This is a genomic window from Microbacterium sp. NPDC087589 (genome assembly GCF_044743635.1).
In the GTDB taxonomy this organism is placed as follows: Bacteria; Actinomycetota; Actinomycetes; order Actinomycetales; family Microbacteriaceae; genus Microbacterium.
Genome location: NZ_JBIUWV010000001.1, coordinates 39,576 through 62,131 on the forward strand (window position 1 = coordinate 39,576; position 22,556 = coordinate 62,131).

A 22,556-nucleotide genomic window follows, 5' to 3' on the forward strand; every position below is an offset into this window, starting at 1 on the left:
GCTTAGGAGGGCATAGTGACAGACAGCCAGAATCGATCGGGCGGAGACGCCGCGATCCACCGTCCCGGCGAGCAGAGGCACGACGTGACGCAGACGTTCGGGCACGACTCGGACCTCTCCTTCGTGCCTTTCGGCGTGGAGCTCACGGACGTGGAGCAGGGCGCCATCGCGGCCCTCCCTTCCGGTTCTGCACTGCTTCTGGTGCGCTCCGGAGCTCTTGCGGGGGCCCGCTACCTGCTCGACACCGACGTGACGACCGTGGGACGCCACCCCGAAGCCGACATCTTCTTCGACGACGTGACCGTCTCGCGACGCCATGCAGAGGTGACTCGCAACGGCTCGACGTTCGAGATCATCGACCAGCGCTCGCTCAACGGCACGTACGTCAACGGCGAGCGTGTCGACCGCAGTGCGCTGGTCGACGGCACCGAGCTTCGCGTCGGCAAGTTCCGGTTGAACTTCTTCGTGTCTCCTGTCGATCGCGTCGCGGCGATCGACTGATGGCGGCTTCTCCCGCCCGCGAACGCTCGGCGTCCGCGGGCCTTCTGAGCATCGGTCAGGTGCTTGCTCGGCTCACGCCGGAGTTTCCGGAGCTCACCTCCAGCAAGCTCCGCTTCCTGGAGGTGCAGGGGATCGTCAGCCCGTCGCGCACGGAGTCGGGCTATCGCAAGTTCTCGCAGGCTGACATCGAGCGACTGCGCCTCGGTCTCACACTGCAGCGCGACCATTACCTTCCTCTCAGCATCATCCGAGAGCAGCTGGACGACGCTGAGGCGAACGGCGACCCGGCTGCGCTCGCGCCGCCGCCGTCGATCACGCCGACGCCTCGTCGCTACCGCCGCGGTGAGCTGCTGTCGGCAGCCGGGGCAGGCCCGCAGCTCCTCAACGATGCGATCAGCACCGGTGTCATCGTCGCCCAGGAGAGCTACCCCGAGTCGACCGTCACCCTGCTGCGTGGCCTGGTCGCACTCGATCGTCACGGCATCGAACCGCGCCATCTGCGATCGCTGAGGCAGGGCGCTGAGCGCGAGGTCGCGCTGATCGAGTCCGCCATGTCGTCGCTGCTCCGTCGCACAGACGCGGCGTCGCGTGCGAAGGCGAACGACATGGCTCCCAACCTCGCCGCGAAGATCGACGAAGTGCGCTCGCTCTTCGTCAAAGATGCACTCACCAGGTTGCTTTCGTAACGAACTGATTGCGACACACCTTCGGCGTCCCACGGATGTCATTGCCGGTGCCAGAGGGCTGCTCTAGCGTGGAGGTAACAGCTCCAGGGAGGATTTCAAATGAATGCGGATGAGCGTGCAGGCGACCCGCGGTTCGTGCCAGAACTCCTCTTCACCGACGGTCTGCCGGCCATGGACGACGAGGTGGGCTACCGCGGCGCGGTGGCGGCGCGTGCAGCGGGCATCACCTACCGTCAGCTGGACTACTGGGCACGCACCGAGCTCGTGGAGCCCACGGTGCGAGGTGCCAGCGGATCCGGCTCGCAGCGCCTCTACGGCTTCCGCGACATCCTCGTACTCAAGCTTGTGAAGAGCCTGCTCGACACCGGGATCTCTCTGCAGCAGATCCGCACGGCGGTCGAGGAGCTTCGCCGCGCCGGCATCCGCGATCTCGCGGGGACGACCCTGATGAGCGACGGCGCGTCCGTCTACCTGTGCACGTCGAACGACGAGGTCATCGACCTGGTCAGCCGTGGTCAGGGCGTGTTCGGCATCGCGGTGGGCAAGGTGCTGCGCGAGGTCGAGTCGACGCTCGTCGAGTTCGACGCGACATCACCCGACCCCGTCGACGAGCTGTCGGCACGCCGCACCAAGCGTTCCGCCTGAGCGTCCGCGGCTCAGCGCCGCACTCCACACGAAGAAACGGCCACCCTCGAGAGAGGATGGCCGTTCTGCTGTCTGCGGTGAGTCAGGCCTGCGGCCCGGAATCCGCGACCTGGATGCGCCCGGTGCGGATGATCCGATCGAGCAGCTGGTCGAAGTCCGACGCGAGCTCCTGAGCGGAGTCACCCGGCCAGATGTGCAGCGGCTTGGCCGCACCCTGGGCCTGCTGCAGCGACGTGCGTTCCGGAAGCTGGGGGGAGAGCACGAGGGGGCCGAACATGTCGCGCAGCTCTTTGATGCGGAACTGGTGCTCGATCGACTGGGGGCGCACGCGGTTGACGACGATGCCCAGCGGCTGCAGGCGGGGGGAGAGGCCCCGACGGATCTCCTCGATCGCGCGCAGCGCGCGGTCGGCCGCGGCGACGGAGAAGAGGCCGGGTTCGGTGACGACCATCACGCGGTCGCTCGCCGCCCAGGCGGTGCGGGTGAGGGCGTTCAGCGACGGGGCGCAGTCGACGAGGACCAGGTCGTAGTCGGCTTCGACGGAGGCCAGGGCCTCTTCGAGCTTCCACACGTCGCGCACGCTCGGGTGGGGGCCGTCGAAGTTGATGGCCGACGGGCTGCCGATCAGCACGTCGATGGTTCCGGGGTGCACCTTCGCCCAGCCGCTGGAGGTGATCGCCTGACGGACGACCTTCTCCTTCGGGTTGGCCAGGACATCGGCGATGTTGAGCCGACCGGCCACCTGGATGTCCATTCCGGTGGACACATCGGACTGAGGGTCGAGGTCGACGACGAGCGTTCGGACACCGCGGGCGAAGGCCGCTGAGGCCAGGCCGAGGGTCACTGTCGTCTTGCCGACGCCTCCCTTGAGAGAGCTGACGCTGAGTACGTGCACGAACACCACGTTACCTTCCCCTAGGCTGGGTGCACACTCAGCCCCGCCCCATGCGTGCCGATCAGAAGTGCGCATCGAGCTTCCAGAGGTGTGCATGTTCCAGAAGATCCTTGTGGCGAACCGCGGCGAGATCGCGATCCGTGCCTTCCGTGCGGCATTCGAAGTCGGGGCGAGAACAGTCGCCGTCTTCCCGCATGAGGACCGCGGCTCCGTCCACCGGCTCAAGGCCGATGAGGCCTACGAGATCGGCGAGCGGGGGCATCCGGTCCGTGCGTACCTGAATGTCGACGAGATCATCCGTGTCGCGAAGGATGCGGGAGCGGATGCGATCTACCCCGGTTACGGCTTCCTGTCGGAGAATCCCGAGCTCGCCGAGAAGGCTGCGGCGAACGGCATCGTCTTCATCGGTCCGCCCTCCTCGGTGCTCGAGATGGCCGGGAACAAGGTCGAGGCCAAACGCCATGCGATCGAGGCCGGGGTCCCCGTGCTCCGTTCGACCGAGGCGTCCGATGACGTCGACGCGCTCGTGGCCCAGGCTTCGGAGATCGGCTTCCCTCTGTTCGCCAAGGCCGTGGCCGGCGGTGGTGGCCGTGGCATGCGCCGGGTCGAGTCCGCGGCGGAGCTCGCGCCGGCACTGGCAGAGGCGATGCGAGAGGCGGAGAGCGCGTTCGGCGACCCGCGGATGTTCCTGGAGCAGGCCGTCCTTCGTCCCCGGCACATCGAGGTGCAGATCCTCGCGGACAAGACCGGCGAGACCGTCCACCTGTTCGAACGCGACTGCTCGGTGCAGCGTCGACACCAGAAGGTCGTCGAGATCGCACCGGCGCCGAACCTCGACGACAGCATCCGCACCGCACTGCACGGATACGCGGTCGCGTTCGCGCGATCCATCGGATACGAGAACGCGGGAACGGTCGAGTTCCTGCTCGAGACCGCGGGGGAGCGCACCGGCGAGGTCGTCTTCATCGAGATGAACCCGCGCATCCAGGTCGAGCACACCGTCACCGAAGAGGTGACGGACGTCGATCTCGTGCAGAGCCAGATGCGCATCGCCGCGGGCCAGACCCTCGCGGAACTCGGACTGGAACAGCACAGACTGCAGGTTCGTGGAGCCGCGCTGCAGTGCCGCATCACCACGGAAGACCCGACGCAGGGGTTCCGGCCGGACACGGGCAAGATCACCACTTACCGGTCGCCGGGTGGCGCGGGCATCCGCCTCGACGGCGGAACCGTGCACCAGGGTGCGCAGATCAGCCCGCACTTCGACTCGATGCTCGCCAAGCTGACCTGCCGTGGGCGCGACTACCCGGCGGCGGTGGCGCGCGCCCGGCGTGCGCTGGCCGAATTCCGCATCCGCGGCGTGTCGACCAACATCCCGTTCCTGCAGGCGCTGTTGGAGGATGACGCGTTCATCGCCGGCGACGTGAGCACGTCCTTCATCGACGAGCGCCCGGATCTTCTCCGTGGTCGTGAGTCGAAGGACCGCGGCACTCGGATCCTCAACTGGCTGGTCGACGTCACGGTCAACAAGCCCCACGGGGTCCACCCCGGTTCCCTGGATCCGGCTGCCAAGCTCCCCGCCGTCGACCTCGCCTCAACCCCGCCCGCCGGTTCACGACAGCGTCTGCTCGAGCTGGGGCCTGAGGGCTTCGCCCGGAGCCTGCGGGAGCAGAGCGCTCTCGCGATCACCGACACGACCTTCCGCGATGCGCACCAGTCTCTGCTCGCCACCCGTGTGCGCACGAAAGACCTCGTCGCAGCCGCACCGCACATCGCCCGGCTGACGCCGGAGCTGCTCTCGGTCGAGGCCTGGGGAGGAGCGACCTACGATGTCGCACTGCGCTTCCTCGGCGAAGACCCCTGGGAGCGTCTCGACAAGCTGCGGGCCGCGCTTCCGAACGTCGCTATCCAGATGCTCCTGCGTGGACGCAACACCGTGGGCTACACGCCCTACCCGACGGCCGTCACGGAGGCCTTCGTGCAGGAGGCGGCAGCGAGCGGGGTCGACATCTTCAGGATCTTCGATGCGCTCAACGACGTCGAGCAGATGCGTCCGGCGATCGAGGCTGTGCGCAGCACGGGCACGGCGGTCGCCGAGGTGGCACTCTGCTACACCGGAGACCTTCTCAACCCCGCCGAGGACCTCTACACGCTCGACTACTACCTGCACCTCGCGGCTCAGATCGTCGATGCGGGAGCGCACATCATCGCGATCAAGGACATGGCGGGGCTCCTGCGCCCCGCGGCGGCCGCCAAGCTCGTCGCCGCACTGCGCGAGCGCTTCGACCTGCCCGTGCACCTGCACACGCACGACACTCCGGGCGGCCAGCTCGCCACTCTGCTCGCTGCGAGCGCAGCAGGAGTGGATGCGGTGGATGCGGCATCCGCTCCGCTCTCCGGCACCACCAGCCAGCCCTCTCTCTCATCCCTCGTCGCTGCACTCGCGCACACGGATCGTGACAGCGGCATCTCCCTCGACAGCGTCTCGGACCTCGAGCCGTACTGGGAGGCGGTCCGCCGGATGTACGCGCCGTTCGAGTCCGGACTTCCCGGCCCCACCGGGCGGGTCTACCACCACGAGATCCCGGGCGGGCAGCTGTCGAACCTCCGTCAGCAGGCGAAGGCGCTCGGACTCGCGGACGACTTCGAGCTGATCGAGGACATGTACGCCGCGGCCGATCGAATCCTGGGACGCGTTCCCAAGGTGACGCCGTCATCGAAGGTGGTCGGCGATCTCGCCCTGCATCTGGCCGCCGTCAAGGCCGACCCCGCCGATTTCGAGGCGAATCCGGAGAAGTACGACGTGCCCGACTCGGTCGTTGGCTTCATGGCCGGCGAACTCGGCGACCTCCCGGGTGGTTGGCCCGAGCCCTTCCGCACGAAGGTACTGGCCGGGCGTTCGGTGCGCATCGGCATGACCGAGATCTCCGCCGACGACGAGGCATCGCTGGCGGGTGACAGCGCGACCCGTCGTGCGCGGCTCAACACGCTGCTGTTCCCTGCTCCCATGCGTGAGTTCACCGAGAGCCGTGAGCTGTTCGGCGATCTCTCGGTGCTCGACACCGCTGACTACCTCTACGGTCTCGTGCAGGGCCAGGAGCACGTCGTCGAGATCGATCGCGGCGTCCAGCTCTATGTCGGTCTCGAAGCCATCGGTGACGCGGACGACAAGGGCATGCGCACCGTCATGACGACCCTCAACGGCCAGCTGCGGCCGGTGTTCGTGCGCGACAGATCGGTCGCGGTCGACGTGCACGAGATCGAGAAGGCCGACACCTCGGTGCCCGGTCAGGTGGCCGCGCCGTTCTCCGGCGTCGTGACCCTGAAAGCAGACATCGGTGACTCGGTGCGGGCCGGTGAGCCGGTCGCATCCATCGAGGCGATGAAGATGGAGGCGGCCATCACCGCCCCCGTCGACGGCGTGGTGGAGCGCCTGGCGATCGGCGCGACGCAGCAGGTCGAGGCCGGGGATCTTTTGGTCGTCATCCGCCCCGCGCACTAATCTTGTGCGGGCGAGGCCGCGTTCGACGCAACGCACCCGAGGCCCGCACAAGCTTGGAGTGACACAGTGACCCCGAAGAACGTGGCAGACAACCCGGACGACGAGTCCAGAGGGGTGCTCGACGACGCGACGTCGTTGGACACCTCGGCCATCGGCATACTCGGCAACACGGCACAGGTGAGCGTCGTGCTCCCGAAAGACGAAGACGATGATCTGGAGGACGACGGAGTCGTCGAGGGTGAGGTCGTCGCCGACCTGATCATCGACGAGCCGGTCGCCGCGGCGAAGGCCGCTGCCGAGATCGCACCTGCGCCGCTCGGCGCGGCTCCGATGATCATCGAGCTGCCACCGGAGCCTGTTGCGGACGACGAGCGCGCCGGGGCGATCGAACAGCCGGAGCCCGAGGCGGTTCCGGAGCCGGAGCCGGAACTCGAGCCTGAGCCAGAGACGGAACTGGAGCCGGAGCCGGAACTCGAGCCGGAACCAGAACCAGAACTCGAGCCGAAGCCGGAACTCGAGCCGGAACCAGAACCCGAGCCGGAACCAGAACCTGAGCCGGAGGCGGAACTGGAACCCGAGCCGGAGCCGGAACTGGAGCCTGCGCCGGAACTCGAAGCGGAACTCGCGCCGGAGCCTGAGCTGGAAGCCTCTTCGGAGCCGGAGCCGGAGCCGGAGCCGGAGCCGGAGCCGGAGCCGGAGCCGGAGCCAGAGCCGGAGCCGGAGCCGGACCCCGCGCCCGCGCGCATGCGCGAACGCGCCAGGACTGCACCCGTGACAACCGCCGACGCGGCAGCCACGGCTGCGTCGGATGCCGCGCCCACCGACGCCGTCGCAGCAGAAGCCGCCGCCGCCGCAGCGTTCGTCGCGAGGGCGAAAGCCGACATCGACGCCGCGCCCAGCTCACGGAGATCGTCGGCGGCATCATCCCTCGCCAAGAAGGAGAGTTCGGTCATGAACGCCGACAAGCCCCAGCGGGCCGCGACACCGACGACCCGATCAGGTCGCGCAGACGTGCAGCTCTCCGCGAAGCGTCTGGACGATCTCGGCGACTCGTCTCGCGAGAGCGCAGACCTGCTCACCGCGGACCGTCTGCTGGATCCGCACCGCATCACCAAGCCCGAGCCTGAGGGCGCCTGGAGTCACTTCCTTTACGCGATCTCCGGACGTCGGATCAACATCGGAGACGGACGACGCGCACGCGAGCGCAAAGCGCTGAGCGCCAGGATCGCCGCGCCGATCGTCGGCGGCGCCCGCTTCGTTCCGGTGCTGTCTCGCAAGGGGGGAGTCGGCAAGACGACGATCACCGCTCTGCTGGGTATGGCCCTCGCCGACGCCCGGGACGATCGCGTGATCGCGGTCGACGCCAACCCCGATCGCGGCACCCTCGCTGAGCGCGTGGTTCGCCCGAACCACAGCAAGTCGGTCCGCGACCTCGTCCGGATCCATGACGAAGTCCGGGGGTATCACGACATCTCCGCGATCGTCGCACGAGATGCGACCCGCCTCGACGTGCTCGCCTCGGATTCCGATCCGCGGATCGCAGAGGCCTTCAGCGACAGCGACTACCGGGACGTGGCCGGAGTCGCCGCGCACTACTACTCGCTCGTGCTCACAGACACGGGCACGGGCATCGTGCACTCGGTGATGTCGGCCACGCTCGATCTCGCCGATCAGATCGTGATTGTCTCAGGGCTGAGCGTCGACGAGGCGCGCCTGGCGTCGGAGACGCTGACCTGGCTCGAGAGCAACGGATACGCCGATCAAGCCCGTGAGGCCGTCGTGGTGCTGAACCAGTCGACTCCCGGCGCACCGCTCGTGCGTCTCAACGAACTCGAGGCCCATTTCCGTACGAGGGCGAAGCGTGTCGTGCGGATGCCGTACGACGCACAGATCGCGGGGGGCGGGACCATCGTCTTCGCGAACCTGCAGCCGGAGACCCGAGTGGCGGCGCGCGAGCTCGCCGCGCTGCTCGTCGAGGGCCTGCGAGCGAAGGTCGACTGATGGCGGTGCGTGAGATCCGAGTATTCGGAGACCCCGTGCTTCGCTCCATCTGCGCACCGATCGACACGGTCGACGACGGTGTCCGTGCGCTCGTGGCCGACCTGATCGACACCGTCGAGCTGCCGGGGCGCGCCGGCGTCGCCGCCCCGCAGATCGGTGTCGCGCTCCGCGCCTTCAGCTACAACATCGACGGCGACATCGGCTATGTGCTCAATCCCGTTCTGGCCGAGGTCCGTGGCGACCCCGTGCCGACGGGGGAGGGGTGTCTGTCCGTCCCCGGACTCTGGCATGACGCACTGCGCCACCCCTGGGCCAGAGTCGAGGGCATCGACCTCGACGGTGAGCCGGTGGTCCTGGAGGGAAGCGGCCTCATGGCGCAGGCGCTTCAGCACGAGACCGATCACCTCGACGGCAGGCTCTACCTCACGCGACTCGATGCCGAGACGCGCAAGCGCGCGATGCGCGAGGTCAGAGAGAGCGCCTGGTTCTGAACCTCGGATGGATATGAGAAAGGCCCCGCCGAAGCGGGGCCTTTCTCATATCCCGCGCGCTTCAGCCTCCGAGAGCGACGTTGGTCGTGGTGACGGGCTCGTCGTAGATGGCGGCGATCTCATCGGCGAAGTCACTCATGATCACGTTGCGCTTGATCGACATCTTGGGCGTGAGATGCCCCGACGCCTCGGTCCACTCGCTGTCGAGCACCGTGAACTTGCGGATCGACTCGGCGCGGGACACACGGGCGTTGGCGGCATCCACCGCCTTCTGGATCTCGGCTCGGACCGCGTCGTTCTTCGCCGCCTCGGCGAGCGACATCTCCTTGGGGAGCCCTGCGTTGGCGAGCCAGGTCGGCAGCATCTCGGGGTCGAGCGTGATGAGCGCCGAGATGAACGGGCGCTGGTCTCCGACGACCACGACCTGTCCGATGATCGGGTTCGCTCGGATCGGGTCTTCGAGGGCGGCGGGTGCGACGTTCTTGCCGCCGGCCGTGACGATGATCTCCTTCTTGCGACCGGTGATGGTGAGGAAGCCCTCGGAGTCGAAGCTGCCGATGTCGCCGGTGCGGAACCAGCCTCCCTCGCTGAACGCGTCGGCCGTGGCCTCGGGGTTGTTCCAGTACTCCTTGAACACGTTGACGCCTCGCACCTCGATCTCGCCGTCGTCAGCGAGCCGCACGCCCACGCCGGGGAGAGCAGGACCCACGGTGCCGATCTTCGACTTGTCCGCGAGGTTCACGGTCGCGGGAGCGGTCGTCTCGGTCAAGCCGTAGCCCTCGAGGATCACCACGCCGAGGCTGTGGAAGAAGTGGCCCAGTCGCGCACCGAGGGGAGCCGAACCCGACACGGCATAGACGACGTTGCCGCCCATCGCTTCGCGCAGCTTGCTGTACACCAGCTTGTTGAACAGTGCGAACTTCAGCCTGGTTCCGAAGGGGACGCTCTTGCCCTCTTCGAGCAGCTTCGAGTGCTGGATCGCGACGTCCGCGGCAGCGCGGAAGATCTTGCCCTTGCCGCCGGCCTCGGCCTTCTGCTCCGCCGAGTTGTAGACCTTCTCGAACACGCGTGGCACCGCGAGCAGGAACGTCGGCTTGAACGAGCCGAGCGCCGGGAGCAGCTGTCGCGTGTCGGGCTGGTGCCCGGTGCGGACACCCGCGTGGATGTTCAGGATCGAGATGAACCGGGCGAAGACATGCGCGGTGGTGATGAACAGCAGCGTCGATGCGCCGGGCGTCTGCACGACCGCGTCGAGCGCCTTGGCGGAGTTGCGGCAGAGCTCGACGAAGTTGCTGTGCGTGAGCACGCAGCCCTTCGGGCGACCGGTCGAGCCGGAGGTGTAGATGAGCGTGGCGATGTCGGAGCCCACGGCGATGCTGCGCAGGCGCTCGATCTCGGCATCCGTCACGGAGGCGCCCTGAGCGGTCAGCGAGTCGATCGCCCCGAGGTGAAGCTGCCAGACCTCGCGGAGGAGGGGGAGGTCACCGCGCACCTCGTCGAGGCGCGCGAAGTGCTCGGGGGATTCGACGACGAGAGCGACGGCTCCGGAGTCCTCGAGGATCCACTGGATCTGAGACGGAGAGCTGGTCTCGTAGATCGGCACCATCACCGCACCTGCGTAGAACAGAGCGAAGTCGACGAGCGTCCAGTCGTACGTGGTGCGGGCGAGGAAGCCGACCTTGTCGCCCGGCTGGATGCCGGCGGCGACGAATCCCTTGGCCAATGCGATGACGGCGGTCTCGAAGTCGGCGGCGGTGATGTCGCGCCAGACCTCGCCGTCGGGCACGGAGAACAGAGGACGATCCGGTGTCGCCTTGACCCGCTGTGCCAGCAGGTCTGAGACGTTTGCTTCTGGGTCGGCGGGGATGACGGCAGGGACTTCAAACTGGACCACGGCAGCTCCTTCGGTACCGGTCGGGCACTGGGTTGCACACGAGTCTAGAGCATGGCACTCAGTCGCACATCAGGTGGGACTGAGTCGCCGATCACGTGTCGTCGATGCAACGCGCTGGCGGATGCCGGTCGCGGCGCTAGACTTCACCTCGATGTTCTATTGGCTGATGAAGTACGTGGCGATCGGCCCCGTGGTCAAAGCGATATTCCGACCATGGGTGGTCGGGCGCGCGAACATCCCCTCACAGGGGGCTGCGATCCTCGCCAGCAATCACCTGTCGTTCGCCGACTCGATCTTTCTTCCGTTGATGATCGACCGCCCGATGTCGTTCCTCGCCAAGAGCGACTACTTCACCGGACGCGGACTCAAGGGCTGGGCCACGAAGTTCTTCATGAAGGCGACAGGTCAGATCCCGATCGATCGCTCGGGCGGCAAAGCTTCAGAGGCATCTCTGAACACCGGCCTGCAGGTGCTCGGACGCGGAGACCTGCTCGGCATATACCCGGAGGGAACGAGAAGCCCCGACGGAAGGCTCTATCGCGGCCGCACCGGCATCGCGCGCATGGCCATGGAGGCGAAGGTCCCCGTGGTCCCCGTGATCATGGTCGACACCGACACGGCGATGCCCATCGGACAGCGCCTGCCGCGCGTGGTGAGGGTCGGGATCGTGATCGGCGAACCGCTGGACTTCTCCCGATACGCGGGCATGGAGAATGACCGCTACATCCTGAGGTCCGTCACGGACGAGATCATGGTCGCACTCCAGAGGCTGGGTGAGCAGCAGTACGACGACGTGTACGCGTCGAGCGTGAAGGACAGGCTTCCGGCCCGCGTCACACAGCGCTCCTGAGGCATCTCGACTTCGCCGCGAGCGCTAGGCTGGACATCATGCTCCCGCACCACATCGACGCGCTTGACGCGTGGCGCTCGCTCCCGATCAAGCAGCAGCCCCAGTGGCTCGACGCCGAGCGCGTCTCCGAGGTCTCCGCGCAGATCTCGACGCTTCCGCCCCTGGTGTTCGCAGGTGAGGTCGACAACCTCCGCGACCGCCTCGCGCGCGCAGCGTCGGGCAAGGCGTTCCTTCTTCAGGGTGGCGACTGCGCAGAGACCTTCGCCGGCGCCACCGCCGATCAGATCCGCAACCGCATCAAGACGGTTCTGCAGATGGCGGTCGTGCTGACGTATGGGGCGTCGATGCCGGTCGTGAAGATGGGGCGCATGGCGGGCCAGTTCGCCAAGCCCCGTTCCAGCGACACCGAGACCCGTGGCGACGTCACGCTTCCCGCGTACCGTGGCGACATCGTGAACGGCTATGACTTCACAGAGGCCTCCCGTAGGGCCGATCCGGGTCGTCTGCTGCAGGGGTACCACACCGCTGCGTCGACGCTCAACCTGATCCGCGCGTTCACGCAGGGTGGCTTCGCCGACCTGCGCGAGGTGCACTCGTGGAACAAGGGCTTCGCGCAGAACCCGGCCAACCAGCGCTACGAGCGCATGGCAGCCGAGATCGACCGTGCCATCAAGTTCATGGAAGCGGCCGGCGCCGACTTCGACGAGCTCACCCGCGTCGAGTTCTTCACGGGCCACGAGGGCCTGCTGATGGACTACGAGCGCCCGATGACCCGCATCGACTCCCGCACGGACACGCCTTTCAACACCTCGGCGCACTTCCTGTGGATCGGTGAGCGCACGCGCGAGCTCGACGGCGCGCACGTCGACTACTTCTCGAAGATCCGCAACCCCATCGGTGTCAAGCTCGGTCCGACCACGACGCCCGAGACCGCTCTCGCACTGATCGACAAGCTCGACCCGAACCGCGAGCCCGGGCGTCTGACGTTCATCACGCGCATGGGTGCGGGCAAGATCCGCGACGCCCTGCCGCCGCTGCTCGAGGCCGTACGTGATTCGGGCGCGCAGCCGCTGTGGGTCACCGACCCGATGCACGGCAACGGGATCACGACGCCCACCGGGTACAAGACGCGTCGTTTCGATGACGTCGTCGACGAGGTACGTGGCTTCTTCGAGGCGCACCGTGCCGTGGGAACCTTCCCCGGCGGCATCCACGTCGAGCTCACCGGAGACGACGTCACCGAGTGCCTCGGAGGATCCGAGCACATCGACGAGGCCGCCCTGGCCACCCGCTACGAGAGCCTCTGCGACCCTCGCCTCAACCACATGCAGTCGCTCGAACTGGCCTTCCTCGTCGCGGAAGAGCTCGAGAAGCGCTGACCGACGAACCTGACAGAAAGACAGCCCCCTCCGTGCGCGGAGGGGGCTGTCTTTCTCTGAGACGCAGACGGGCGGGCACGGGCGAGGGAGGCTGCCGGTTCTGGAGCGGCTTCGCCCTAGAACGCGCTGCTTCGAATCTGAAGAGTGATCTCGGTGCCCTTCGCGCGCTGAGAGCCCGCGCCGGGGTCTGAGCCGGTGACCTCGGTGAAGTCGTTGGGGAATGCGTTCCAGATGCCGTTCCAAGTCGGTTCGAATCCCGCATCACGGATCCTCTGGGCAGCCTCATCCCGACTCAGTCCCTCGACACTCGGCACCGGGAACAGTTCGGGTCCCTTCGAGACGATCAGCTGGACGGTGTCGCCAGGGCGTCGATTGCCCTCCTCGGCGCGGTCGGTGACCCCGATGACGATGTCCTTCGCGACAGAATCGCTGAAGACGAACTGCGACTCGGAGTTGACCTCGACACCCTTGTCGCGGAGCGTGTTCGTCGCCTGATCCACGCTCATCCCCGCGACGTCGGGGAAGGCACCGGCCGAGACGTAGAGTTCGACGGTGTCGTCCTCGAGCAGCTCGCACCCCTCGGCGCATGCATACACCTCGCCGCCGGCGCGGGGCGTCACGAAGGCGTTGATCACGCGCCCGGCCTCGGCATCGGAGAAGAGCAGCAGGGGAGTCTCGGTGACGTTGACCTTGATGTCCGCGAGGTAGTCGCGGGCCTCCTGCTCGGTCTTGCCGTTGAGGGTCTCCGCCGTGTGCGATGCGGGCCCCGAGGAGACGAAGACCGTGATCTCTGTGCCCTTGTCGAGTCGTTCGCCCTCATTGGGATCCGTCCGGATCGTCTCCCCGCTGGGGACGTCGATGGAGCTCTCCTCGCCGCGCACAGGGACGAACCCCTCGGCGGTCAATGCCGAGGCGGCATCGTCGTACGACAGTCCGACGACTCCGGGGACAGCGACGAGGGAGCCTGGGCCGGATCCGAACCACCACCCGACGCCGCCCGCCACTGTGGCGAGGAGAAGCACCAGTGTCAGCAGGAACGCACCACGTGCGCGGCGTCGCGACGAACGGCGTCGCAGAAGCGTCGCGTTGTCGACCGCGGCCTGCACCGGGGCGGTGGGGTTGGCGATGACCATCGTGCTCGGCATGACCTTGGTGAGGTCGGCGGAGTCGGCCTGAGAGCGCTGCGAGGCTGTGGCGGCGGCGACGGCGGGAGCGATGCCCAGACCGCGCTCGATCTCACGCAGCCGTTCCAGCATCTGTCCGGCGTCGTCGGGGCGTTCGTCCGGTGACTTCTCGGTCGCCCAGAGCACGAGCTCATCGAGCTGCTCCGGCACGCCGGGGTTGCGGACGCTCGGTCGCGGCACCGACTCGGTGGCGTGCTGGAAGGCGATCTGCATGGGCTGCTCGCCTTTGTAGGGCTGTTCGCCGACGAGCATCTCGTAGAGCATGATGCCGAGCGCGTAGATGTCGCTCCTGGCATCGGCCGTTCCTCGGGTGACGAGCTCGGGCGCGAGGTAGGCGATGGTGCCGAGCAGCTGCTGACCGGTGGCCGTGTTCGCGGTGGTCGCTCGGGCGAGACCGAAGTCGCCGATCTTGATGCGGCCGTCTTCGGCCAGAAGCACGTTCTCGGGCTTCACGTCGCGGTGGACGATTCCGGCGCGGTGCGCGGCCGAGAGCCCGGCGAGCACGGCATCCATGATCGTGATGGTCTGCGGGACAGTGAGCCGCTTCTGTTCGCGCAGCAGTTCGCGCAGCGTGATGCCCGGCAGGTATTCCATCACCAGGTAGGCGAGCTCGCCGTCCTGGCCCTGATCGAACACGTTCACGACGTGTGGGTCGGCCAGCCGCGCCGCTGCGCGAGCCTCTTGGATGAACCTGCTCTGGAAGGCGGAGTCGTCGCTGAGATGCGCGTGCATGACCTTCAGAGCGATGCGTCGCTCGAGTCGAAGGTCCGTCGCGACGTACACCGTCGCCATGCCTCCGCGCGCGATCCGGGCCCGCACGCGGTATCGACCGTCGACAAGCCGCCCGATGAGGGGGTCGGCCTGCTGATTGGTCGTCACGTCAAGATTCTATGGAGAACTGCCCGAAAGCCCGGGGAGCGGCTCGCCCCTTGCGCCTGCGGGTTTGCCCGGAAGGCGATCAACCGTGCTGGCCGAGCCACTGATGGGCCTGGGTCTCCCACTGGCCGTATCGCTCGGGATACGCCGAGATCTGCACTGCCTGCGCGGCATCAGTGAACCGCAGACTCTCCCAGCCGGGGATGTCGAGAAGTCCGCGTGAGGCCTGTCCGTTGGGGTCCGAGGAGCCGCCGAAGAAGACGCGTGTGCTGCGGTCGGGGTCGACGGCCTGCTCGGGAGTTCCCCAGCCCATGCTCGGGCGCTGCTGGAAGAGGCCGAGCGAGTCGCGGTCGCCCCATGACAGATTGCGCATGCTGGATTCGACCATCGCGGTGGCGAGGGCGATGGCGATGGCGCGGTCGGGTGCGCCGAGATCGCGGCCGACACGGATGATGATCGAGGCGTTGGCGGCCTGTTCGGCGTCGAGGTTCGCGAACAGCTGGGCCGGTGGTGCGGTGGTGACAGCAGCAGGTGCCGGAGCGGCGACCGGTGCTGCGGCGATGACCAGGCTCTGACCGGGGTAGATGATCGCCCCAGGCGCCATGCCGTTGAGCGCGTAGAGCTGCGCGACGGTCGTGCCGTACTTCTTCGCGATCGCGAACAGGGTGTCGCCCGCGGCCACGGCGTGAGTCTGTCCGCCGGCCGCCGTGGGCGCGGGCGCGGGCGCGGGCGCAGTGACCGCCACCGCCGCAGGAGCGAGAGCGGGAGACCCGGTGAGTGCGAGCTGCTGACCGGGGTAGATGACGGATGCCCGGGTGAGGCCGTTCGCGGCGAGCACGGCGTCGACGCTCGTGCCATGCCGCTGCGCGATGCTGAACACGGTGTCGCCCGCGGCGACGGTGTGGGTGGTGGCCGAGCCCGTTGCGGCCGGTGCGGCGGGCGGCATGGGGGAGGCGCCCGCTGTCAGCGAGAGCGTCTGCCCCGGGTAGATCACGGAACGCCAGCTGAGTCCGTTCGCGGTGAGCACGTCGACCGTCCGGAGCCCGAAGCGGTTCGCGATCGATGAGATCGTGTCACCCGGCTGGACGGTGTAGGCAACAGGAGGCGCCTCGGCGGGGGCGATGCGCGTCGGTGTCGACTGGATCCGCTCGATCGGCGACGAGACGGTCTCCGCAGCAGCAGCAGCAGCGGGGGCGGCGGCGATCGCCGCCGACAGTGTGCCCAGCACGGCAGCGGGTACTCCGAGCTGGATATAGCGCGTCCGTCGCGCGACAGCATGCGTCGTCACGGTGGTCTCCCTTGTTCGACGTCCGCCAACGCTGACACGTATGTAAACGGAAGTCAACAGAAGTGACGGGTGATGCTGCTGATACGAATGTGACGCGAGGCCGCGATCGAGTCCGAAATGCGGTCGGCTCTCAGAGGTGAGATAGTTGCAACGTGTCTGTGTCGTCTGAAAGCAATCCCTCCGAAACCCCGCAGTCCGAGGACGCGCCTGAGAACGCTGTGAGCACCTCCGGCGTCACCGCCACCGAGTGGCTGACCATGCCCGATCTCGTCGACGTCCTCGATGAGACGCTGGGTCGCGTGCGCCGGCTGATCGACGAGCACTACCTCATCGGATCGCGTCGCTCCGGCGTGTTCGCGGTTCCGTCGGTGTTCATCGTCGACGACCACCCGCTGTCTTCGCTGCGCGGCACCATCATCGTGCTGCAGGACGCGGGCTTCACCGATGACGAGGTCATCGACTGGCTTCTCGCCCCTGACGAGGAGCTGGGTCGCTCGCCGATCGACGCTCTCCTCGCCGGGCACAAGAGCGCTGTCCGCAGGGTCGCCCGAACCCTGGCCTGAACCGAGCGGTCGCGACCGCTCGCAGTCAGACGGCTCGACCTCAGGCCGACCGCACCGTCGCCGCGCGTGCGAGATCCCGCAGGTCTCCGACGGCCGCGTTGTCGAGTCGTGCTCCGGAGAGCGCTCGATCGGCTTCCCGTGCGTACTCGTCGATCATCTGCTCCACATGCTCGAGGGCGCCGGAGGCCGTGATGGTCGCCTGCAGGAACGCGACCTGCTCGCCCGTGAGCTCGGGATCGCCGAGCATCTCGTCGAACAGGGTGCGGGCGGATGCGTCGAGCGTCTGCCGTGTGAGGGCCACGAGCACCGTGCGCTTGCCCTCGCGCAGGTCGTCGCCCGCCGGCTTGCCCGTCACGGCGGCATCGCCGTAGACGCCGAGCAGGTCATCGCGAAGCTGGAAGGCCATCCCGACCGGATGACCGAACCGGCGAAGGGCCAGGAGCTGGTCATCTTCGGCATCTGCGATCGCCGCACCGAGCACCAGGGGCTGCTCGATGCTGTACCGCGCCGACTTGAACGAGATCACGCGAAGGGCACGCTCCACGTGCGAGTCGGTGGCGTGGACGCTCCATGCGGATTCCTCGGCGATGTCGAGGAACTGGCCGACGGTGACGTCTCGGCGCATGCGGCCGTATTCGCGGCGTACCGCCGATGCATGGGGGAGCGGTTCGATCGCGTCCTCGAGGAGATCGTCGCTCCAGGCCACCAGCAGGTCGCCGAGGAGGATCGCGGACGAGCGGCCGAACGCCGCCGGGTCGCCGCGCCAACCGGCCCCGACGTGGGCGGTCTCGAGCGCGCGGTGAGCGGCCGGCCGGCCGCGTCGGGTGTCGGAGTTGTCGATCAGGTCGTCGTGCACCAGCGCGGCGGACTGGAAGATCTCCAGAGCGGCGCAGACATCCCAGAGGGCTGCGGACTCCTCGGCGTGGCGATCGCGGAAGTGCGCCACGGCCTGCCAGCCCGCATGACAGAAACGCGCGCGCAGTCGCTTGCCTCCTACGAGAGTGTCGGCGGCCGAATCGACCAGGCCTGCGGCGTCGGGGCCGTAGTCGGTCGACTCGTCTCGCATCCGGTCGAGGAACAGCCGCAGGCGTGCGGCGACGGCGTCGGAGACGAAGGAGGAGGTCGGCACGACTCCCAGCATACGTAAAGCCAACGGAGGCCCTTACTGCTAGCCCGCAGCGGCATACCGCGCGTAGAATGGACGAACGATTACCCGAGGGGGACGAAATGCCACTCTCCGAACAGGAGCAGCGTCTGCTCGATGAGATGGAACGCCATCTCCTCCACAACGACGCCGATGTCGTCAGTGCGCCGTCAGGCGATCGAGCTCTCAGCTACCGCAACCTCGTCTACGGAGCCCTTCTGCTCCTTGCCGGCGTGGGCGGTCTGATCGTCGGAGTCGTGCTCGGAGACGTCTGGGGCGTCGTGGTCGGCGTCATCGGATTCGTCGCCATGCTCGGGGGCGTCATGATCGCCGTGACGCCGGTGCGCAAGCCGCTGTCTGCGGTTCCTCGTGAGCGCGAACCCAAGCAGCGGAGTTCGGCATCCTTCATGGATCGCATGAACGATCGATGGGAACGCCGCCAAGACGGCAACTGACCCCACCACTTCCTCGAAGGCCCGGATGCTCTGAGCATCCGGGCCTTCGTCGTGTTCGGACGCTGACTCTCCGGACGTCTGCGTGCTGATATCAGTCCGCTGACCCTGCGCTGACCCTCCACTCACCCTCCACTGACCCTCCACTGGTCCTCCACCTCCCTCCACTCCCATCAAGCCGCGTGATCTCGCGGTTTGTCGGCGTGCTCTGAGTCGCCGGCCGCGCCCTGCTGCGGATTGATCGTAGGTTTGTGGAGGAAAGTGGAGTAAAGTGGGGCGCACCTCGAGTTGGCCGGACGGAGAGGGGGTGATGGCTGATGTTGCTGGGAACGCATTCTCCGAAGTTGGACGACAAGGGACGGGTCATCCTTCCCGCGAAGTTCCGCGAAGACCTCGGTGGCGGCATCGTCGTCACCAGAGGGCAGGAACGCTGCCTCTACGTCTTCAGCACGGCCGAGTTCGAGGCGATGCACGAACGGATCCGTCAGGCTCCGCTCGCGAACAAGCAGGCGCGTGACTTCATGCGACTGTTCCTCTCCGGTGCGAGTGCGGAGATGCCAGACAGCCAGAACCGCATCACCATTCCCGTGCACCTTCGTCAGTACGCGGGCTTGCAGAAGGAACTCATCGTCACCGGAGTCGGCGCCCACGCCGAGATCTGGGATGCCGAGAGCTGGAACAGCTACCTCGCCGCCGGCGAGGAGACCTACTCCGATCTCGAGCAGGAGGTGATTCCGGGACTCTTCTGACCACGGCTGTGATGCCCCGCCGCTCCTGCCCCGACACACTTCCCCGGTGCCGGGTCGTGAAGCGGAGGGGGATCAGGGCCCTGGTCACCGACATACAGAGGTCACCCGAGAAAGATCATGAACCTCCGCGACATCCACACCCCAGTTCTGCTCGACCGCTGCGTCGAGCTCCTCGCTCCCGCCCTGCAGGCAGACGGAGCGGTGCTCGTCGACGCCACCCTCGGCATGGGCGGTCACTCCGAGGCGCTGCTCGAGCGCTTCCCCCACATCCGTCTCGTCGGACTCGACCGCGACACCGACGCGCTGCGCATCGCGGGGGAGCGGCTCGCTCGCTTCCAGGACCGGATCACACTCGTGCACACCGTGTATGACGAGATCGGGCTGCACGCCCAGGGCGCGGCCGGCATCCTCTTCGATCTCGGAGTCTCGTCTCTGCAACTCGACGAGGCGGAGCGCGGCTTCGCTTACTCCAAGGACGCCCCGCTCGACATGCGGATGGATCAGACCAAGGGAGTCACGGCCGCCGAGGTCATCGCGACCTACAACGAGGGCAACCTGCGTCGCATCTTCGAACGCTATGGCGAGGAGAAGCTCGCCGGTCGCTACGCGCGATTCATCATCGCCGCACGCGAGAAGAAGCCGATCACGCGCTCCGGTGAGCTCGTCGAGATCCTCCAGGCGGCCACGCCCGCAGCGGCCCAGCGTTCCGGTCACCCGGCCAAGCGCGTCTTCCAGGCGCTGCGCATCGAAGTGAACGCCGAGCTCAACGTGCTGGCGGACGCGATCCCGTCTGCCATGGACGCCCTCGCGGTCGGCGGGCGCATCGTGGTCATGTCGTACCAGTCCCTCGAGGACCGACTCGTGAAGCAGGCTTTCGCGGCCGGTGCCGCCTCCACCGCACCGCGGGGCCTGCCCGTCGAACTGCCCGAGCACGCACCCCGATTCCGCATCATCACCAAGGGTGCGGAGCTCGCCGACGACGAAGAGCGGGCCCGCAACCCCCGCGCCATTCCGGTCAGACTGCGTTCCGCAGAGAAAGTGCGGGAGAGCTCATGAGCCTGAACGTCGCAGCTCCGAAGTCCAGGGCGCTGCCGAGCGCGCCTGAGCGCACTCCTCGGCGACGTCTCGAGCCGGTGACCGGCACACCGGTCCGCCGCAAACCGAAGCTCGCCTACGCGATCGCGGCACTGGCCGGGGCGATCATCATCGGAGCCGTGCAGATCGGACTCTCATTGGCGATCACGCAGGACTCCTTCGTGCTGGCCGGTCTCGCTGCGCAGCAGCACGAGCTCGACCTGCACGCCAACGCCCTGCAGGAGGACCTCACCGGAATGAGCTCGCCGCAGTCCCTCGCCGCCGGCGCCGCATCGCTCGGCATGGTCGTGGCGGGGGCTCCGTCCTATCTTCGACTGAGCGACGGCGCCGTGTTCGGTCAGGGAACCGGTGCGACCGGGTCGTCGACGATCGATCCGAACGGCGCCGGCGCAGTGAGCAACTCCCTGCTGAACGATGTGCCGGTCAACCCCTCGACGGCAGACGACGCCGTGCCTGGAGGGACGGCGGGCCAGTCCGCGCAAGAGCTCCCGCCTGCCATCACCGACGGGCTTCCGAGCCCGAGCACCCGCTAGTCGAATCCGCCCACCGAGAACCGACGGAGAGAGTCCATGACGACACGAGCAACGCGGACGCCGCGGCGACGCACGGTCGTCGCGCTCTCGGTGATTCTGGCGATCCTGGTGGCGTTCGTCGTGCGCCTCGTCGATATCCAGGTGGTCAAGGCAGACGAGCACGTCGCCCAGTCGCTCGAGTTCATCGCGCACCGCACCTCCATTCCGGGCGAGCGTGGTTCAGTGGTCGACAGCGAAGGTTCAGTGCTCGCCGAGAGCGTCCTGGTCTACGACGCGCAGCTCAGCCCGCAGGTCATCCGGCTGCTCGAGGAAGACGAGAAGAATCCGCCGAAGCTGCCGTGGGCAGAGGCCTCGACCCGCATCGCGGAGATCATGGGCATCGACGCGGACGAGCTGCGGGCCGAGGTCGCGGCGAAGCTCGAGGAGAATCCTGATTCGCAGTACCTCCCGCTGGTCAAGGGTCTCAGCACCGAGAAGTACATCGCACTCCGCGAGCTCAAGGTGTCGTCGTACCTCGAGATGAAGCCGCGCGAGGTTCGGGTCTACCCGAACGGCGCCGTTGCGGGAAACCTCCTGGGCTTCCTCGACGGAACGGGCGCCGCGCAGACGGGCGTCGAGAAGATGGACGAGAAGTGCCTCGCTCCGACAGACGGCGAAGAGTCGTATCGCACCGGCAAGAACAACGTCGTCATCCCCGGCAGCGAGAGCAGGGTGGATGCCGTCGACGGCGGCACCGTGCAGCTGACGGTCAACAGCGATCTGCAGTGGTACATGCAGCAGATGATCGCCGAAGAGGCGCAGCTGCAGGGAGCCAAGGGCGGCACCGTCACCGTGGTCGAGGTCGGCACCGGAAAGATCCGCGCAGCGGCCGAATGGCCGACCATGGACCCCAACGATCTCGACGCGTCGTCGTCCGATACCTGGGGCAGCAAGCTCTTCACACGCTGGTTCGAACCCGGCTCGACCTTCAAGGCCGTCACCGCGGCCGCCATCATGGAGAACGCCGGGGTGACGATGACGAGCCCCACTGTGTCGGCATCGTCACACGAGAAGTTCGACAACGGCGCCGTGATCAACGACGCGTTCGTGCACCCGACCTTCAACTACACGCTCGCGGGTGCGCTCATCGATTCGTCGAATGTGGCGCTGTCGAAGTTCGGCACCATGGTGAGCCCCGACGTGCGCCACGACTACCTGCAGCGCTTCGGCGTCGGGGAATCGACGATCGGATTCCCGGACGAGACGGCGGGCGTGCTGCACCCGGCCGCCGAATGGGACAACCAGTCTCTGTACACGACCACCTTCGGTCAGCACTTCACGGTCACCGCTCCGCAGGTGGCGGGCGCTTACCAGGCGATTGCGAACGGGGGCGAGAAGATCGGACTCTCTCTGGTCGAGTCCTGCACCACGCCGGACGGAGAGGTCATCACCCCCGAGGCGCCGGCTCGCGACCAGATCATCAAGCCCGAGACCGCAGCGGACCTCACGCGGATGCTCGAGAACGTCGCGGTGCAGGGCGGAAACGCCGACCGCATCACCGTGCCCGGCTACCGCGTCACCAGCAAGACGGGCACCGCGCAGGTCGAAGACGGCAACGGCGGGTACAAGTCGGGCGTGTACTACACGAGCATGGTGGGCTTCGCGCCGGTCGACGATCCGCAGTACGTCGTGGTGGTGACTCTCGATGAGCCGACTAGAGTTACATCGTCTGCTGCTACCGCTTCTGCCTTCCAGAAGGCGATGACCCAGACCATGAAGACCTACCGCGTGATGCCGTCCTCCAGCCCGATGGACGCACTGCTTCCCAAGTTCGAATAGTCGGCGCCCT

19 protein-coding genes are annotated in these 22,556 nt (G+C 67.3%); 14 read left to right on the top strand and 5 right to left on the bottom strand.

The genetic code is table 11. The features are described 5' to 3' along the window. Positions 1-15: 15 nt before the first annotated feature. The 3 genes from ACIOU8_RS00225 to ACIOU8_RS00235 all read left to right on the top strand — a co-directional run bounded on the left by ACIOU8_RS00225 (position 16) and on the right by ACIOU8_RS00235 (position 1,832). A complete protein-coding gene (locus ACIOU8_RS00225; protein ID WP_140037456.1) occupies positions 16-501 on the top strand; it encodes an FHA domain-containing protein in 486 nt (161 codons plus the stop codon). Further along, on the top strand, positions 501-1,187 hold the full coding sequence (locus ACIOU8_RS00230; RefSeq protein ID WP_400784827.1) for a MerR family transcriptional regulator: 687 nt from the start codon (positions 501-503) through the stop codon (positions 1,185-1,187). The genes ACIOU8_RS00225 and ACIOU8_RS00230 overlap by 1 nt, the downstream gene beginning before the upstream one ends. Positions 1,188-1,286: 99 nt before the next feature. Beyond that, positions 1,287-1,832 carry a MerR family transcriptional regulator gene (locus tag ACIOU8_RS00235; protein ID WP_079113096.1) on the top strand — a complete coding sequence of 182 codons (546 nt, stop codon included), beginning with the start codon at positions 1,287-1,289 and terminating at the stop codon, positions 1,830-1,832. 82 nt (positions 1,833-1,914) lie between these two features. On the opposite strand, the gene ACIOU8_RS00240 is transcribed toward ACIOU8_RS00235, so the two are convergent. After that, positions 1,915-2,727, bottom strand: a complete 813-nt coding sequence (locus ACIOU8_RS00240) for a ParA family protein (protein ID WP_290161951.1) — start codon at positions 2,725-2,727, stop codon at positions 1,915-1,917. Between the two features lie 94 nt (positions 2,728-2,821). Between ACIOU8_RS00240 and ACIOU8_RS00245 the strand changes: the two genes are divergently transcribed. The 3 genes from ACIOU8_RS00245 to ACIOU8_RS00255 all read left to right on the top strand — a co-directional run bounded on the left by ACIOU8_RS00245 (position 2,822) and on the right by ACIOU8_RS00255 (position 8,721). Next, positions 2,822-6,229 (top strand): pyruvate carboxylase, encoded by a 3,408-nt coding sequence (locus ACIOU8_RS00245; protein ID WP_400784828.1) that lies wholly within the window; start codon positions 2,822-2,824, stop codon positions 6,227-6,229. A 66-nt stretch (positions 6,230-6,295) separates the two neighbouring features. Beyond that, entirely contained in the window at positions 6,296-8,230 is a 1,935-nt protein-coding gene (locus ACIOU8_RS00250; protein ID WP_400784829.1) for a MinD/ParA family protein, read from the top strand. Continuing rightward, complete coding sequence (locus ACIOU8_RS00255; protein ID WP_400784830.1) at positions 8,230-8,721, top strand: peptide deformylase; 492 nt, start codon at positions 8,230-8,232, stop codon at positions 8,719-8,721. Before ACIOU8_RS00250 ends, ACIOU8_RS00255 begins: the two co-directional genes overlap by 1 nt. Before the next feature lie 61 nt (positions 8,722-8,782). On the opposite strand, the gene ACIOU8_RS00260 is transcribed toward ACIOU8_RS00255, so the two are convergent. Then, positions 8,783-10,615, bottom strand: a complete 1,833-nt coding sequence (locus tag ACIOU8_RS00260; RefSeq protein ID WP_400784831.1) for an AMP-dependent synthetase/ligase — start codon at positions 10,613-10,615, stop codon at positions 8,783-8,785. A gap of 151 nt (positions 10,616-10,766) precedes the next feature. Here ACIOU8_RS00260 and ACIOU8_RS00265 point away from each other — a divergent pair, with 151 nt between their 5' ends. After that, a complete protein-coding gene (locus ACIOU8_RS00265) occupies positions 10,767-11,465 on the top strand; it encodes a lysophospholipid acyltransferase family protein (protein ID WP_400784832.1) in 699 nt (232 codons plus the stop codon). 38 nt (positions 11,466-11,503) lie between these two features. Then, positions 11,504-12,844 (top strand): class II 3-deoxy-7-phosphoheptulonate synthase, encoded by a 1,341-nt coding sequence (locus tag ACIOU8_RS00270; protein ID WP_400784833.1) that lies wholly within the window; start codon positions 11,504-11,506, stop codon positions 12,842-12,844. Between the two features lie 116 nt (positions 12,845-12,960). Here ACIOU8_RS00270 and pknB read toward each other — a convergent pair whose 3' ends face one another. Beyond that, complete coding sequence (pknB, locus tag ACIOU8_RS00275; RefSeq protein ID WP_400784834.1) at positions 12,961-14,907, bottom strand: Stk1 family PASTA domain-containing Ser/Thr kinase; 1,947 nt, start codon at positions 14,905-14,907, stop codon at positions 12,961-12,963. 79 nt (positions 14,908-14,986) lie between these two features. Beyond that, positions 14,987-16,192 carry a LysM peptidoglycan-binding domain-containing protein gene (locus tag ACIOU8_RS00280; RefSeq protein ID WP_400784835.1) on the bottom strand — a complete coding sequence of 402 codons (1,206 nt, stop codon included), beginning with the start codon at positions 16,190-16,192 and terminating at the stop codon, positions 14,987-14,989. Positions 16,193-16,410: 218 nt separating this feature from the next. Here ACIOU8_RS00280 and ACIOU8_RS00285 point away from each other — a divergent pair, with 218 nt between their 5' ends. Continuing rightward, positions 16,411-16,755, top strand: coding sequence for an Rv2175c family DNA-binding protein (locus tag ACIOU8_RS00285; protein ID WP_400784836.1), 345 nt, complete (start codon positions 16,411-16,413; stop codon positions 16,753-16,755). A gap of 40 nt (positions 16,756-16,795) precedes the next feature. On the opposite strand, the gene ACIOU8_RS00290 is transcribed toward ACIOU8_RS00285, so the two are convergent. Next, complete coding sequence (locus ACIOU8_RS00290) at positions 16,796-17,884, bottom strand: polyprenyl synthetase family protein (protein WP_400784837.1); 1,089 nt, start codon at positions 17,882-17,884, stop codon at positions 16,796-16,798. 98 nt (positions 17,885-17,982) lie between these two features. On the opposite strand from ACIOU8_RS00290, the gene ACIOU8_RS00295 reads away from it, so the two are divergent. From ACIOU8_RS00295 to ACIOU8_RS00315, 5 genes are all read left to right on the top strand, one after another. Next, positions 17,983-18,354, top strand: coding sequence for a DUF3040 domain-containing protein (locus ACIOU8_RS00295; protein ID WP_400784838.1), 372 nt, complete (start codon positions 17,983-17,985; stop codon positions 18,352-18,354). Positions 18,355-18,668: 314 nt separating this feature from the next. After that, positions 18,669-19,100: a division/cell wall cluster transcriptional repressor MraZ gene (gene mraZ / locus ACIOU8_RS00300; protein WP_311259213.1), complete on the top strand. Its 432-nt coding sequence runs from the start codon at positions 18,669-18,671 to the stop codon at positions 19,098-19,100. A gap of 117 nt (positions 19,101-19,217) precedes the next feature. Next, on the top strand, positions 19,218-20,156 hold the full coding sequence (gene rsmH / locus ACIOU8_RS00305) for a 16S rRNA (cytosine(1402)-N(4))-methyltransferase RsmH (RefSeq protein WP_400784839.1): 939 nt from the start codon (positions 19,218-19,220) through the stop codon (positions 20,154-20,156). Next, entirely contained in the window at positions 20,153-20,728 is a 576-nt protein-coding gene (locus tag ACIOU8_RS00310) for a hypothetical protein (protein ID WP_400784840.1), read from the top strand. Before rsmH ends, ACIOU8_RS00310 begins: the two co-directional genes overlap by 4 nt. A gap of 36 nt (positions 20,729-20,764) precedes the next feature. Next, the gene (locus ACIOU8_RS00315; RefSeq protein ID WP_400784841.1) at positions 20,765-22,546 is read left to right on the top strand and encodes a peptidoglycan D,D-transpeptidase FtsI family protein; all 1,782 of its coding nucleotides are present in this window, start codon (positions 20,765-20,767) and stop codon (positions 22,544-22,546) included. The last annotated feature ends 10 nt before the right edge of the window (positions 22,547-22,556 follow it).

Excerpts from the sequence above, each read along its gene's own strand:
- ACIOU8_RS00230 (WP_400784827.1), top strand. The coding sequence starts at position 501 with ATGGCGGCTTCTCCCGCCCGCGAACGCTCGGCGTCCGCGGGCCTTCTG.
- ACIOU8_RS00235 (WP_079113096.1), top strand. The coding sequence starts at position 1,287 with ATGAATGCGGATGAGCGTGCAGGCGACCCGCGGTTCGTGCCAGAACTC.
- ACIOU8_RS00245 (WP_400784828.1), top strand. The coding sequence starts at position 2,822 with ATGTTCCAGAAGATCCTTGTGGCGAACCGCGGCGAGATCGCGATCCGT.
- ACIOU8_RS00255 (WP_400784830.1), top strand. The coding sequence starts at position 8,230 with ATGGCGGTGCGTGAGATCCGAGTATTCGGAGACCCCGTGCTTCGCTCC.
- ACIOU8_RS00265 (WP_400784832.1), top strand. The coding sequence starts at position 10,767 with ATGTTCTATTGGCTGATGAAGTACGTGGCGATCGGCCCCGTGGTCAAA.
- ACIOU8_RS00270 (WP_400784833.1), top strand. The coding sequence starts at position 11,504 with ATGCTCCCGCACCACATCGACGCGCTTGACGCGTGGCGCTCGCTCCCG.
- ACIOU8_RS00295 (WP_400784838.1), top strand. The coding sequence starts at position 17,983 with ATGCCACTCTCCGAACAGGAGCAGCGTCTGCTCGATGAGATGGAACGC.
- mraZ (WP_311259213.1), top strand. The coding sequence starts at position 18,669 with ATGTTGCTGGGAACGCATTCTCCGAAGTTGGACGACAAGGGACGGGTC.
- rsmH (WP_400784839.1), top strand. The coding sequence starts at position 19,218 with ATGAACCTCCGCGACATCCACACCCCAGTTCTGCTCGACCGCTGCGTC.
- ACIOU8_RS00310 (WP_400784840.1), top strand. The coding sequence starts at position 20,153 with ATGAGCCTGAACGTCGCAGCTCCGAAGTCCAGGGCGCTGCCGAGCGCG.
- ACIOU8_RS00315 (WP_400784841.1), top strand. The coding sequence starts at position 20,765 with ATGACGACACGAGCAACGCGGACGCCGCGGCGACGCACGGTCGTCGCG.